This window comes from Pseudomonas sp. TWP3-2 (assembly GCF_049897765.1).
GTDB lineage: Bacteria > Pseudomonadota > Gammaproteobacteria > Pseudomonadales > Pseudomonadaceae > Aquipseudomonas.
The window spans coordinates 66,348-80,222 of sequence record NZ_JAFCWW010000004.1; the positions used below are offsets into that span (position 1 = coordinate 66,348).

The window sequence follows — 13,875 nt, forward strand, 5'->3', positions numbered from 1 at the left end:
CGCAGGTATTGCACCTGCGCATTTTTTTTGCCTGTATCAAGGTGTCGGCACTGTATCCAGTTGCCGGCCGACTTCGCAGATCAACCGCGCGATGGAATCGGCATTGCGCAAGATGACGTCGATGCGCACGTCCGGTGACTGTCGATCGAGGAAGGCATTGCGCGCCTCGTTCATGGTCTTGCTGTTGGTCAGTTTCAGTATGTCGCTGCTCATGTGTTTTACATCCGGAACGCTTTCGAAGCTGATCCAGTCCTTGACCTTGGTGTTCCACTGCGCAAACAACTGTGCACGCGGCGTTGCCAGAGACAAGGCCATTTTCTGCGCGTCCTGCAAATCGATCTTCATATTCGAGCCGTTGCGGGTTGCGCTCGAAATGAGGTCAGCAAAGGGCTCGCGTGCCCTGACCGTGGCAATGTCCCAGGCTTTGCTGAACTGATGGGCAAACTCGTGGATCAAGGTTGCAGCTTGTGCATGGCCGTCTATATCGAACCAGCGCGCAGTGACATTTGCGTAGTCATGCAATTGCTGGTCAAAAAAATGTTGGGTGAAATGCACTTTTTTCTGTTGGTCGCCATCCAGCACGAAGGCAATCACGTCATGCATATATCGGGTCGAGCCGACGATAAAGCGCTTGGTGTTGAGCAGTTCATCATTGGGGTCCACCAACGCGTTGCAAAGCGGCTCGATGGTGTTTTTGATCTTGACCAGAATCGGTGCGGTGATTTGCGGCACGTCAAACAGATCCATGAGAAAACGGTTGACTCGCCCTTCAGAGACAGCGATGTCGAGGATGGCCAGGTTGTGCAGGCAGTTGAACGCATAGTACCGCGCGAGATCGACCGCATGCCCCAGCACTCTGGCCTTTTCCGGAAAGCGTTGGTTGATTTCTTCCATTCCCTCGGCTTCGATATTCAACATGGTCCGGCGCACGGTTGAGTAGGTGCTGCGGTTGACCATTTTCGAGATGGCTTTGCCGTAATGCACGGTTTGCCCCGCCGTGACCTGCACCATGCGCGAGCCGCTCTTGACCAGCATCGGGCCGCGTTTGTCATCGTGCGCCAGTTGCCAGCCCTCGCTACTGCTGACCACCCCATAGACCTTGCCATCAACCTCCGCGTAATTGCGGTTGTTCGAGGTCTGGCGGTAAACCGCATCGGTGGCACTGTGCTTCAGATCCTTGAGTGCGACGTCGGTGACTTCGAAAGATTGCAGCGCAGTGCGTTGCGGCGCGGTTGATTCAATCTGCGCCAGGTTCGGGGCAAGGGGTGTCTGGGTCTCGTCAACGGTTGCTTCAGCCAGCCCGGAATCGGCAGACAATTCCGGCAGCAGGCCCACCAGCACCATTTGCGCCGCGCCTTCGATGAACGACTTCAGTGCGCGTTTCCAGTGATGGTTCTGCAGCGCCTCGGCGGAGTCTTTGAATTCGTCGTAGGCCTGCCAGAGAAAACGGAAATACGCGAGTTTGCCCTGGAGCATCTCCGAGGATTGTCTGATTTCATCGCTGAACAGGACTTTGGCGGTCTCCCAGTCAAATTGCCCGTCGCTGTGCTTCTGCGCCCCGAGCATCTGCGTCAACAACCCGAGATTGTCCTGATACAGCTGCTCGAGCAGATTGCCACCGATCGCAACATTGGCCAGTTTGATCTCGCTGGTCTGACCGAGTGTGGCGGTGAGCAAGTTGCGAAACACTGCTTGCTGCGCTTCGGGCAAGCGCCGCAGCAGCAGGTTTTGCAGAAATCCGCTGGTGTTGAGCGCGCTGATCAATGTCTGTTCATCGGCGAATTCATGGAAAGCCTGCTCGGTATAGGGCGCATAAAGTATCAATGGACCCTTGTGCCCGGCACCGGGAGCAAACACATACAAACCCAGTGCGCTGACCGCCTGCGCACCGACGGTTTTCACCAGCGCCAGCGGACAGGCAATCGCGTGGGCACCCGCCACGGCGGCACGGGCGATGGCGTCGGGCATGTCGAGTACCTGACGGATGAAACTGAACGCGGTATCAGACAAATGTTGCTGCAGTTTCAGGGCATGCGCATGTTGCAGCAGTTGCCACGGCAACTGACGGAAGAAGCGCTGTTTGCGCGCAAGGCCGTCGACAGTGCCGACCGACAACGCATCGGTGACTTTTTTGCCAAAGGTTGCGGGTATTGCCAGCGACAACAGCAGCTGCGTAACCGCACTCTGATCCAGCCCGGCCGGCAAGGCGTCGGTGGTTTTGGAGGCCACTTTGAACCCCGTCCCTTGGGCGATGTTAATGTGATTGAGCGCGAACTCCACCAGCGTGCGGGCCGGCCCGGCCAATGCCAGGTTGGGGGTGATTTCGATGTGGTGCGGGTTCAGTTGACTGCCGGGGAAGCGGTTGTCGAGCAGCGTTTGCAACGCTTGTTCGACATGCCCGACCAGCGACGGAACGCCGCTCAGGTAATCCTTGGCGTCGACGACACTTTGTTGCCACTGCTCAAGAAGCTCGACGTGCAGCTTTTGCTCGGCGACTGGCGCCATGCCCAGCCATGCGGGATAAGTCTGCTGCGTGGCGATGGCCCGGGCATGTTCGGTGGAGCGCTTGAGGTTAGTGTGCAACGGCACGTCGCGCAGTAAGGCCAGGGCTGCGTTGCGCTTGACTGTATCGGTGACGCGCTTGCGCAATTGTTCGCAGCGACCGAGAAAGTGCTCGATGGTCGATTGCATGCGGTTGTGCAGTACGTTGTGTTCGATGAATTGAAATTCGCCCAAGGTGTAGCGCTGATGGGGCAGATGCTGCGCGGGCATAAGGTTTTCCAGCAGTGACAAACGTTGCACGCTGTGCAGCAAGCGCCGGTCAAGCATGCGCTGGGCGACCGCCACGGTGGCAAACACCTCCAGACCCAGCGCGGGCGTCCATAGCACCGCGCGCCCGGAGTGTTGCACGTCGAGGCCGCCGCGCTCGGTCATCAGCAGGCAATGAGCGAGTGGCAGCAAGCTCTGTTGGCCGACGGATTTGAGCGTGAGCGCATAGGCATCCGGGCGAAAGCCATCCAGCGCCGGGCGCAATGCGCGGCTCGGCTGATCGGCATTGATGACCGTGTTGACGATCGCCTGCACTGAGGCCGCAAGAGTGCCGCTCAGCGCGCGAAGCCGGGCTTCAGCGTTTACCCCGACAGACCAGGCATGCGCCAGATCCGCGCGCATCTGTTCGAGAAATGGCCGCTGGACATCCATGGTCGCCATGGGTTGCGTCTTGAGCATTTCCTCCAGCGGGCCTTCAAGGCTGGCGAAGGTCTTGATCGCGGCGAGGGCCTTGTCCGCCAGCACCAACGACGGCTGCTGATTGCCGGACAACACCGGATGGGTGCTCCAGCGTCCTGCGCTGTCGAGTCCGAGCAAGCGCTGATGAATCATCGAGCGAATGTCCAGACTCTTGTCGAACAGCGCCTGCAGGTTGACGTGGCCATCGCTGTGGCGAAATACCTGCAAGGCGTAGTCGATGTTCTGGCGTTGCTTGGTGATGATCAATTCAAAAAGCATTTTGAAGGTTGCGCCGGCCATGCGCTCGCCGGATACCTGCGGCTCGTGGAAACCGATAAAACGCTTACGCTCCTCCAGACCGAGCAGGCCATATAGCTCCTCTTCGTGCCCCTTGGCCATGAACTTGCTCTGCAGCGTCTGTTTCAGATCCTGGTAATCGTTGAGCAGTTGCAGGCCCTGCGCCGGCGTGTACAGATAGGCATTGGCGCCGCTGATCAACAATGAACCGGCGAGTTCGACGTAGTTGGCCGGGTGCTCCCACAGCCGCACGGTTTCCGTCAGGGGCCGATGCGGGCCATCGGCCATCGGTCTGATCAGTTGATGCAGCGCATCGAACTGCGCCGGCTCAAGAATGCCGGTCTCGCGTTTGCCCATCCATTCGGCGCAGGCCTGATCCTGCAGCACCTGGGCGAAGAAATCCCGTCGCGGCGAACCGTCGGCAGACGGGGCGTCCCAGTAACGCTCCAACTGCCGAAACAACAGTGCCGGCAATTTGCTTGACGCACTTTTGACGGCGTCCTCCCATTGCTCCTGATCTTTTTCCGCCGCTTGCCGGGCGGGATTGGCGAACTCGCGCAGCGCGGCGCCCGGCCAGCGTTGGTGGCGATAATGCAGCAACACCGCGTCGCTCAGGCTCATTGATTCGAGCCAATGTTTGTCCGTCGCCCCGGCGGCGTCGCCGACCGTGTAAAAACTGACGCGCGTTCGGCTCTGCTGCAAGGCCCCGAAGTGCGCTTTAAGCAGTTCATCCAATACGCTGTCCAACAGCGCAGTGAGGGCAGGCAGTTGCTTGAGTTCCTCGCGCATCGCTTGTGCATTCAGCAGTTGGCCTTGGCGGATGGCCGAGGTCTGATCTTCGAATACATCACCCTCTATGGTACTGAACGTCAGTGAAAGGCTGTCTGCGTCCAGCAGGCGTTTGCGCTGGGCCATGGCCAGAAACGCGAGCAGATTGTCCTGATCGTCGGCGTCGTTCAGGCGTTGTTCGAGCTGCAGTTTGAGGCTCGCACGGTCGGCGTATTTCTTGATGCCGTCGTACGGTGTGTAGAGGATCAGGCCTTTGTCGCCTGGTGTTTCGCCGAGGACAAACGCGCCAGGCAGGGGCAGGGGAATCTGGTCGCCGAAGTTGAGCATGATGCGCTCGGCGTGCATCGCCGGAGTCTGTTCGCTGCGCAGGGTGGCGGAGCTGAGTTTGGCGTGAGCCAGCCACTTGAAATCCTGTTCCGACAGGTCGTGGGTTAGCCCCAGTTCGCGCCACAGGCCGGGGGAGTTGAAGGCTTCGGGGAATAACAACGGTTTGCTCGGTGCTGACATGGTCGAGTCTCGCAGGGGGCACGTTCGCACGCACCGTGGGTCGAGGCTCAAGGCTAGAACCGGCGATGACCGCGCAGGTGGTAGATAGATATTGCGGGGTTGACAGGCCACGGGCCGCACGTGATTAATCCCCTCGCGGCTTGCTCGTTCGCTGTTGTTCCCTCCAATAATTATTCTGGAGCTTCAGATGTCTGCGCCACACGATCATGCGAATTCGTCGACGCTTTCCCTCGACGAGCTGACCCGATTGCTCGAAAAAATCTTCACCCGGCACGGCACCTCTGCCGAAGTCGCGCGTACTTTGGCCGCGAACTGCGCCAATGCTGAGCGCGACGGTGCCCACAGCCACGGGGTGTTCCGGATTCCCGGTTATGTCTCGACCCTCGACAGCGGCTGGGTCAATGGCCAGGCAGTGCCCAAGGTCGAGGACGTTGCCTCGGGATTTGTCAGCGTCGACGCCGATAACGGTTTTGCCCAGCCGGCATTGGCGGCGGCGCGTGGGTTGCTGGTGGAGAAGGCGCGCAGTGCCGGGATCGCGGTGCTGGCGATCCGCAACTCCCACCACTTTGCCGCGCTGTGGCCGGACATCGAGCCGTTCGCCGATGAAGGGCTGGTGGCGCTGAGCGTGGTCAACAGCATGACCTGCGTGGTGCCGCATGGCGCCGACCGGCCGCTGTTCGGCACCAACCCGATTGCCTTTGCTGCACCGCGTGCCGTTGGCGCACCGATTGTCTTCGATCTGGCCACCAGCGCCATCGCCCACGGTGACGTGCAGATCGCTGCGCGCAAAGGCGAGAAGCTGCCGGCCGGCATGGGCGTCGACAGTCTCGGCCAGCCGACCTGCGATCCGAAAGCCATTCTCGAGGGCGGCGCGCTGCTGCCGTTTGGCGGGCACAAGGGCTCGGCGTTATCGATGATGGTCGAGTTGTTGGCAGCGGCACTGACCGGTGGCAATTTCTCGTTCGAATTTGACTGGTCGCAGCATCCAGGCGCCAAGACGCCGTGGACCGGACAATTGCTGATCGTCATCGATCCGGACAAAACCGCCGGACAAAGTTTTGCCGAACGCAGTCAGGAACTGGTCAGGCAGATGCATGGGGTAGGGCTCAAGCGCTTGCCGGGTGATCGGCGGCATTTGCAGCGGGCGAAATCGTTGGCCGAAGGAATCGTGCTGGATGCGCAGACATTGGCGCAACTGCGTGGACTGGCCGGGATATAAGGGATCGCGGATATGAAAAAGGCGAGCCAACCGGCTCGCCTTTTTTATTCGTGCGTTACTCAGCGACGGCCAAGCAACAAACCGACCACCAGACCAAAACCGGCCGAGATCGCCACGGTTTGCCATGGATGCCCGCCGATATAGCTTTCTGTGGCTTCCACCACCGGTTTGGTGCGTTCGCGCACGCTGGACACCGAATCCAGCGCCTGCTGCAATTTCAGGGCAACTTGCCCACGCAGCGACTCCGCTTCTTCGCCAACCAGTGAGGCGCTGCTCTTGAGCAGTTTTTCCGACTCTTCGATCAGAGCCTGAAGTTCGCTGAAGGCCTGATCCTTGATTTGGTCTTGAGCGGCTTGCGTGGCGGTTTTCCGGGCCATTGGGTGACTCCTTGCAGTTGAATGGACAGTGAACAATGGAGTGTTTGGCGGTGCAAAAAGTTGCAGCGATTTTGTGCCTGAAAGAAAAACCAGCGCGGGAGATTTCCGTTCAGCGTGTAAGATGTCGCCATTTTACGCAGCAGGTATTTCCCCATGAGTTTCAATCTGGCCGACAAATCCCTCGCCGAGCGCGCCGCGCTGGAAGACGAGAAATCCCGTCTGTTCGAACTCTGGCAGAACAATCTGGGCAAAGCCAAAGGCGAAGCTGCTCGCTTGTTCGGTGAGCGCGCCAAGCGCAAGGGCAAGTGGTCGGAGTGGGTGCGGGCCGAACTGGACGGCATGTCGCCGCCGGAATTCGCCAACATGGTGCGCAGTGAAGTCAATCGCCTGATGGCTGCGAGCAAGTAACGCGCTGTCAGTCTCTGACGAAACAGGCGGCAATCGCCTCGCGTACTTTCAGTAGCACCGGGTCGATCTGCGTGCTGGTGCGCCAACCCAGTTCGATCGGGTAACGCGGCAGGGCCAGCGGGCAGGGCAGTAAGGCCAGCCCGCTCATCGACGCAATGGCCTGTGCCGCGTGTGCCGGGATGGTGGCGACGGCCGCGCTGCCCTTGAGCAGATGCGGCAACGCCGCGAAGTGCGTGGTCGAGGCGCACACCCGGCGGCTCAGACCCAGCGTCGCCAGGCCTTCGTCGGTGATGCCAATGAAGCCGCCGGACGACACCAGAATGTGCTCGCGAGCCACGAACTCTTGCAGACTGATCTGCTGCTGGCCAGGCGCAAGGCTCGCCGGATCCATCAGACACGCGTAACCCCCTTCACCCAGCACCTGACGACTGAGCAGGCGTTCAGCGAACCCGCCGGCGGTGATCGCCAGATCGATGCTGCGCTCCATCAAAGCCTCGGCGACGATCTGACTGTGAGTCTGACGAAAGATCAGTCGCAGCTTCGGTGCGCGAACTGCGATTTCCTCAATCAGGTGCCGCCCGTAGGCAATCTCGAAATCATCCGACAATCCCACGCTGACCGAGCGCCCCTCGAAATGATCGGCCGCTGGATCAACCATCGCCAGGCTCTGCCGACATTTGTTCAGCGCCTCGCTGACCACCGGTTTCAACTGATTGGCCTTGAGCGTCGGCGCCAGGCCGCGCCCGGTGCGCACAAACAATTGATCGCCATACACCTCGCGCAAGCGGCGCAACGCCGCGCTGACGGCCGATTGCGTAACACCGAGCCTGAGCGCGGCGCGACTGGCGCTGGATTCTTCGTGCAGGGCTTCAAAGACTTTCAGCAGGTTGAGATCGATATTGGCGATATTCATTTGGTTCATATCATTCAGCAGTGAATCGGGCTTTCTCGATGATCGCGTGCGGCCGGAGAATGGGCAACCCTGAAGCTTACGGAGTAAGAGTAATGCCCAAATCTATCGTTGCAGCCCTGCAAATCGGCGCCTTGCCCGGTGGCAAGGGGGAAACCCTGGAACAGATTCTCAGTTGGGAGGCGGCGATCAGCGAATCCGGGGCGGCGTTGGTAGTGATGCCAGAAGCGTTGCTCGGCGGTTACCCGAAAGGTGAGACATTCGGCACGCAACTCGGCTACCGCTTGCCTGAAGGACGCGAGGCTTATGCGCGCTACTTCGCCAACGCCATCGATGTGCCCGGCGCCGAAACCGAAGCGCTGGCCGGACTGTCCGCACGGACTGGCGCCAATCTGGTGATCGGCGTGATCGAACGCGCCGGCAGCACCTTGCATTGCACCGCGCTATATTTCGATGCGCAACATGGATTGATTGGCAAGCACCGCAAATTGATGCCAACCGGCACCGAGCGGCTGATCTGGGGCAAGGGCGACGGCTCGACGCTGCCGGTGTTCGACTCTCAGGTCGGTAAGCTCGGCGCAGTGATCTGCTGGGAAAACATGATGCCGCTGCTGCGCACGGCGATGTACGCCAAGGGCATCGAGGTCTGGTGTGCGCCTACGGTTGATGAGCGCGAAATGTGGCAGGTGAGCATGCGCCACATTGCCCATGAAGGACGCTGCTTTGTGGTCAGCGCCTGTCAGGTGCAGGCTTCGCCTGAGGAATTGGGGGTGCAGATTGCCAACTGGCCACAGGATCGCCCGCTGATTGCCGGCGGCAGCGTGATCGTCGGGCCGATGGGCGACATTCTCGCAGGGCCATTACGCGGTGAGGCCGGGTTACTGACTGCTGAAATCGACACCGACGAACTGATCCGCGCCCGCTACGACTACGACGTGGTCGGCCACTATGCGCGGCCGGACGTGTTCGAACTCAGCGTCGACGAGCGCGCGAAACCGGGCGTGCGTTTCAACATTTAACTCTGGGAAAACTGTGTAGGAGCTGTCGAGTGCAACGAGGCTGCGATCTTTTGATCTTTTTTTTACAAGCAAAATCAAAAGATCGCAGCCTTCGGCAGCTCCTACAGGGGGCGGTGATCACATTCGGGAAACAGTCACTGCCGTTGCAACCATTCATCCCGAGTGATTTCCCAGATTTCATTCGGCAATCGCCCGCTGACGAAGTCGCCGTCATCACTGCGAACCATGCGCATGCCGGCACGCTCGGACAGTTTGCGCGAGCCGATGTTTGGCGCAGCTTTGGGCACGCGCATTAGCGGCCGTTCGAGCGTTTCGAACCAGTAGCGCGTCACCGCCGCAGCGGCTTCGGTCATCAAACCCTGACCTTGCCACGCAGGCGCCAGCCAGAACCCACGGTTGTTATCCGGCGCGTCCATCAGGCTGACATTGCCGATCATTTGCCCGGGGGCGGATTTCAGGCGAATCGACCAGTGCCACTCCGTGCCGGCAGCAATTGCCGGCAGCGCGATATCGCGCAGGTAGGTGAGGGCGCCGTTTTCCGGATACGGCCAAGGCACGAAGGCGTTCAGATAACGCACCACTTCCCAGTGTGGAAATTGCTGCTGGACAGCGTCGGCATCCGCCAACACGAGTGGACGCAGAATCAGCCGTTCGGTGTACAACGTGGGTGTCTCGTCCATAAGCCTGCGGCCTCCATTCCTTTGCGTATTAAACGACGCAGGCTAACGCATTTTTACCAAGTGGCCGCAGTGGCTTTGGGCAAACTCAGCTTGCCGGTATCGACAAAACGCATGGTGCCGAACAACCCGCCCGCGAGTTTGCCGCGCAGCACGTAGGGCAGGTTGTCGAGGGTTTGTGTCTGGCTCAGGCCGAGGGTCTGGCGCAGGACCGAGAATGCCGAGATGCTCACCGGCACGCTGACCACGGTTTCCGAGAAACGCGGGATGGAACCGCTCTGATCGCTCACACCCGATGCCAGCGAATGACCGTTGACGTCCAGGTCCAGAGCGATGCCGTTGTAATCAATGGCGGTGTCGTTGGGGTTCTGCACCCGCAGCTTGATCGCGAAGCGCACTTCCAGCTCCTGACTCGGCAGCGGTTCGAGGCCGACCACGTTGATGTTCACCGGGTCGCGGTTGGGGAACAGCGCACAGGCGCTGAGGGACAGCATGAGCAGGGACAGGATGACGGCGTGCAAGCGGCGCATAAACAGTCTCTCGACAAAAAAGGGCTGAACCGTTGCCGGCTCAGCCCTTTGTGTCAGGGGCGGAGAGTCAGCGGCTCAACTGTGCGACCGCTTCAGCGTTCGCGGGTTCAGCCTGGGCGGGGTTTTCCATCACTTGCAGGATAGAAGCTTCCGGGTCGAAGTCGTCTTCTTCCAGCTCGATAAATTCTTCCGGCAGGAAAATATTCAGCAGGATGGCGCACAACGCACCGACGGTGATCGGCGATTCGAAGATGTTGCGCAGCGCTTGCGGCAGATCGCGCAGCACTTCCGGCACCGCGGCGATGCCCAGGCCCATGCCCAGCGAGATCGCCACGATCAGCATGTTACGCCGATGCAGGCCAGCCTCGGCGAGGATCTTGATGCCGGCCACGGCGACGGTGCCGAACATCACCAGCTCTGCGCCACCGAGCACCGGTTTTGGCATCAGTTGCAGCACCGCGCCGATCATCGGGAACAGCCCGAGCAGCACCAGCAGACCGGCAATGAAAAACGCCACGTAACGACTGGCCACACCGGTCAGTTGAATCACGCCGTTGTTCTGCGCGAAGGTCACCATCGGCATGCTGTTGAACACAGCGGCCATTGCCGAATTCAGGCCATCGGCGAGCAGCCCGGATTTGATCCGGCGGATGTACAGCGGACCTTTGACCGGCTGACGCGAGATCATCGAGTTGGCGGTCAGGTCGCCTGCGGCTTCCAGCGGCGACACGAGGAAAATCACCGCCACCGGGATGAACGCCACCCAGTCGAAATTGAAGCCGTACTTGAACGGCACCGGCACGCTGAACAGCGGCACCTCGGGCATGTTGGCGAAATCGACCACGCCCATCAGCCACGCGACCACATAGCCGAAAGTCAGGCCGATAACGATGGCGCCGAGACGCAGGAATGGCACATCAACCCGGTTCAACACCACGATGGTGCCAAGCACCAGTGCCGCCAGAAACAGATGGCTGGAGGCACCCAGATCCGCCACGCCGAAACCGCCGGCAATGTCGGTCATCGCCACTTTGATCAGCGACAGGCCCATCAGCGTGATGATGGTGCCGGTGACCACCGGGGTGATGAGCATGCGCAGTTTGCCGATGAACTGGCTGAGCACCACTTCGATGAACGCGGCGAAAAAGCACACGCCGAAGATCGTCGAGAGGATTTCATCGGTGCCGCCACCACGCGCCTTGACCATGAAACCGGCGCTGAGAATCACGCTGATAAACGAGAAACTGGTGCCTTGCAGACACAGCAAACCTGAGCCTACCGGCCCGAAACGCCGAGCCTGGACGAAGGTGCCGAGGCCGGAGACGAACAGCGCCATGCTGATCAGGTAGGGGATTTCGCTTTGCAGGCCGAGGGCGCCGCCCATGATCAGGGTCGGGGTGATGATGCCGACGAAGCTCGCCAACACGTGCTGCAGCGCGGCAAACACGGTCGCGGTGAGGTGCGGACGGTCGTCGAGGCCGTAGATCAAATCGTTGTTGCGCAAGGCTTTTTCAGAGACGGTCATGGTGGTTTGCGTGCCGCGAAGCGGGGCCGGGTCAGAAAATGGAGGCGCAGGATGCCGGAACAGGACGGCGAGGGCAACGCATTAAAACTGCCTGAAAGGTCAGCTTTTGCGGGCTGGAACGGGTTAATCAAACATTGCGGGCTTACCGCAGACCTGTGGCGAGGGAGCTTGCTCCCGCTCGGCTGCGCAGCAGTCGCCTTGGCTTGTCAGTCAAATTAGAGGGCCGCTTCGCAGCCCAGCGGGAGCAAGCTCCCTCGCCACAGGGGTTGTGTTGAATCAGGTAAATGCGTTGAGCAAATCTTCTTCGAATGCCTTCTGCGCATCCCCCGGCACTTGCGTCCGGTGCCGGGCCAGGTGAAACGCCACTTCAAAGCTCAATTCCCCCTCGCGCACCGAGCGCAACAAACCCTTGTCCTGCCAACTGCGCGCAAAGTGGCTCGGCAGATAACCCACATGCTTGCCCGATAAAATGAACGCCAGTGTGCCTTCAACCTGTTCCGAACGCGCCGAACTGGCCTTGCCTTGAAACGGCTCGTCACTGCGTAAAAACCGGTACGGATGATCAACCGGGTCACAGGCCTGCAACGCCGCGTCATCCGGTGCGTCGTCGGTAAACAGCGGATGTCCGGCGGCGCAGTACAAATGCTGGGTTTCGCTGAACAATTGGTGATAGTCGAACGCATTTTGCACTTGGGAAAAATAACCGATCGCCAAGTCCAGCCGCCGCTGCAGCAGCAACCGCTCCATCTCACCGGGCATCGCACTGATCAACTCGATGCGCACTGACTCATCGCGCTCACGAAAGCGCCGGATCGCCTCGGCCACTCGTTGCAGCACCGATTGATCAAGCGCTTCCGACAGCCCCAGCCGTACCTCACCAATCAAACGCCCGGCGACGCCGTTGGATTGATGGCGAAAAGTCTCGATCGATTCGAACAACGCCCGCGCCGCGATCAGCAGTTGCTCGCCTTTGGCGGTCAGGCTAAACCCGCCCTTGCCCCGGTTGCACACCCGATAACCGAGGCGGGTTTCCAGTTTGGCCATCTGCTGGCTGATGCTCGACTGGCTCAGGCCCAGCTCTCCTTGCGCAGCGCTGAACCCCTTGGATTCGACCACGCCGATAAACAGGCGCAGCAATTGCAGATCGACATCGTGGAGTTGGCCGAGCATCACATTACCTATCGATAAAGTCAGGTTAACAAACTTGATATTTCGAGAATGTATCCGACGGCGCACTGTGCATCCACTTCCTCCGGTCAGGTGCTGGTCATGGCTCCCGTGCCGCTCAACAGTCTGGACTTGCTGTTTAAGCCCGACGTACGCGAGCGGCTGTACGCCGACCGCAGCATGAGCCTCAAGGATCTGCGTCAGCGCACCCGCCTGTGGACCACTTTCCGTAGCCGCCAATAACACAGGAGCACACCGATGGACGTGCCAATGCAAAACGATCAGGCCATGACCCGCGACAGTCTCTACGGCACCGCCGCCGAAAGCACCTACGCTGGCATCACCAGTTTCATGCGCCGCCGTTACAGTCGCGATTTGCGCGGCGTGGATGTGGCGGTCAGCGGCGTACCGTTCGACACCGCCACCAGCAACCGTCCCGGCGCACGTTTCGGGCCGCGCGGGATTCGCGCGGCATCCACCGGGATCGCCTGGGAACGCCACTGGCCGTGGACGTTCGATCCGTTCGATCATCTGGCGGTGATCGATTTCGGCGACTGCGATTTCGATTACGGCTCGCCGCACAGCATCCCCGAAAGCATCGAGGCGCACGCCGAGCATATTCTGAGTTCCGGCAGCGCCATGCTCACGTTCGGCGGCGATCACTTCATCAGCTATCCGCTGCTCAAGGCGCATGCGCGCAAACATGGCAAGTTGTCGCTGATCCACTTCGACGCGCACAGCGACACTTGGCCGGACGAGGCGGGCAAGCGGGTCGATCACGGCACCATGTTCTGGCACGCGGCGCGTGAAGGTCTGGTGGATCCGGCGCGCTCGGTGCAGATCGGTTTGCGCACCACCAATGACGATCATCAGGGCTTTCAGGTGCTGGATGCGCGGCAAGTGCATCGCCAGGGTTGCGCGGCGATTGTCGAAGCGATTCGTGCGCGAGTCGGCGATAACCCGGTGTACCTGACGTTCGATATCGATTGTCTTGATCCAGCTTTTGCGCCCGGCACCGGAACGCCGGTATGCGGCGGCTTGAGCACGGTGCAGGCGCTGGAAATCCTCGGCGGCTTGCGCGGGATCAATCTGGTGGGCATGGACGTGGTGGAAGTCGCACCGGCTTACGACCATGCGGATATCACCTCATTGGCGGCAGCGACCTTGGCCATGGAAATGCTCTGCCTGTACGCCGCCAGACACAAAGTCGACGTCTGAGGCA

12 protein-coding genes are annotated in these 13,875 nt (G+C 60.3%); 5 read left to right on the top strand and 7 right to left on the bottom strand.

Translation table 11 applies throughout. The features are described from left to right. Positions 1 to 36: 36 nt before the first annotated feature. Positions 37 to 4,821, bottom strand: coding sequence for a dermonecrotic toxin domain-containing protein (locus tag ACP7EE_RS07925; protein WP_426234127.1), 4,785 nt, complete (start codon positions 4,819 to 4,821; stop codon positions 37 to 39). Between the two features lie 187 nt (positions 4,822 to 5,008). Here ACP7EE_RS07925 and ACP7EE_RS07930 point away from each other — a divergent pair, with 187 nt between their 5' ends. Continuing rightward, complete coding sequence (locus tag ACP7EE_RS07930) at positions 5,009 to 6,040, top strand: Ldh family oxidoreductase (RefSeq protein WP_426234128.1); 1,032 nt, start codon at positions 5,009 to 5,011, stop codon at positions 6,038 to 6,040. 59 nt (positions 6,041 to 6,099) lie between these two features. Here the strand turns inward: ACP7EE_RS07930 and ACP7EE_RS07935 are convergent, their stop codons facing one another. Next, positions 6,100 to 6,417, bottom strand: a complete 318-nt coding sequence (locus tag ACP7EE_RS07935) for a DUF883 family protein (protein WP_420649867.1) — start codon at positions 6,415 to 6,417, stop codon at positions 6,100 to 6,102. A 153-nt stretch (positions 6,418 to 6,570) separates the two neighbouring features. Between ACP7EE_RS07935 and ACP7EE_RS07940 the strand changes: the two genes are divergently transcribed. After that, on the top strand, positions 6,571 to 6,825 hold the full coding sequence (locus ACP7EE_RS07940; RefSeq protein ID WP_426200916.1) for a hypothetical protein: 255 nt from the start codon (positions 6,571 to 6,573) through the stop codon (positions 6,823 to 6,825). Between the two features lie 7 nt (positions 6,826 to 6,832). On the opposite strand, the gene ACP7EE_RS07945 is transcribed toward ACP7EE_RS07940, so the two are convergent. Next, positions 6,833 to 7,747, bottom strand: a complete 915-nt coding sequence (locus ACP7EE_RS07945; RefSeq protein ID WP_426234129.1) for a LysR family transcriptional regulator — start codon at positions 7,745 to 7,747, stop codon at positions 6,833 to 6,835. A gap of 83 nt (positions 7,748 to 7,830) precedes the next feature. Between ACP7EE_RS07945 and ACP7EE_RS07950 the strand changes: the two genes are divergently transcribed. Then, the gene (locus ACP7EE_RS07950) at positions 7,831 to 8,754 is read left to right on the top strand and encodes a carbon-nitrogen hydrolase family protein (RefSeq protein WP_426200912.1); all 924 of its coding nucleotides are present in this window, start codon (positions 7,831 to 7,833) and stop codon (positions 8,752 to 8,754) included. Positions 8,755 to 8,888: 134 nt separating this feature from the next. Here ACP7EE_RS07950 and ACP7EE_RS07955 read toward each other — a convergent pair whose 3' ends face one another. From ACP7EE_RS07955 to ACP7EE_RS07970, 4 genes are all read right to left on the bottom strand, one after another. Continuing rightward, positions 8,889 to 9,434 carry a GNAT family N-acetyltransferase gene (locus ACP7EE_RS07955; RefSeq protein ID WP_426234130.1) on the bottom strand — a complete coding sequence of 182 codons (546 nt, stop codon included), beginning with the start codon at positions 9,432 to 9,434 and terminating at the stop codon, positions 8,889 to 8,891. A gap of 53 nt (positions 9,435 to 9,487) precedes the next feature. Beyond that, positions 9,488 to 9,961, bottom strand: a complete 474-nt coding sequence (locus tag ACP7EE_RS07960; protein WP_426200909.1) for an LEA type 2 family protein — start codon at positions 9,959 to 9,961, stop codon at positions 9,488 to 9,490. A gap of 67 nt (positions 9,962 to 10,028) precedes the next feature. Further along, positions 10,029 to 11,486 carry a nucleobase:cation symporter-2 family protein gene (locus tag ACP7EE_RS07965; RefSeq protein ID WP_426234131.1) on the bottom strand — a complete coding sequence of 486 codons (1,458 nt, stop codon included), beginning with the start codon at positions 11,484 to 11,486 and terminating at the stop codon, positions 10,029 to 10,031. Between the two features lie 276 nt (positions 11,487 to 11,762). Next, positions 11,763 to 12,656 (bottom strand): LysR family transcriptional regulator, encoded by an 894-nt coding sequence (locus tag ACP7EE_RS07970; RefSeq protein WP_426234132.1) that lies wholly within the window; start codon positions 12,654 to 12,656, stop codon positions 11,763 to 11,765. A gap of 99 nt (positions 12,657 to 12,755) precedes the next feature. Here ACP7EE_RS07970 and ACP7EE_RS07975 point away from each other — a divergent pair, with 99 nt between their 5' ends. Then, entirely contained in the window at positions 12,756 to 12,896 is a 141-nt protein-coding gene (locus tag ACP7EE_RS07975; protein WP_426234327.1) for a hypothetical protein, read from the top strand. A 15-nt stretch (positions 12,897 to 12,911) separates the two neighbouring features. Further along, the gene (gene speB / locus ACP7EE_RS07980; protein WP_426234133.1) at positions 12,912 to 13,871 is read left to right on the top strand and encodes an agmatinase; all 960 of its coding nucleotides are present in this window, start codon (positions 12,912 to 12,914) and stop codon (positions 13,869 to 13,871) included. Positions 13,872 to 13,875: the final 4 nt, after the last annotated feature.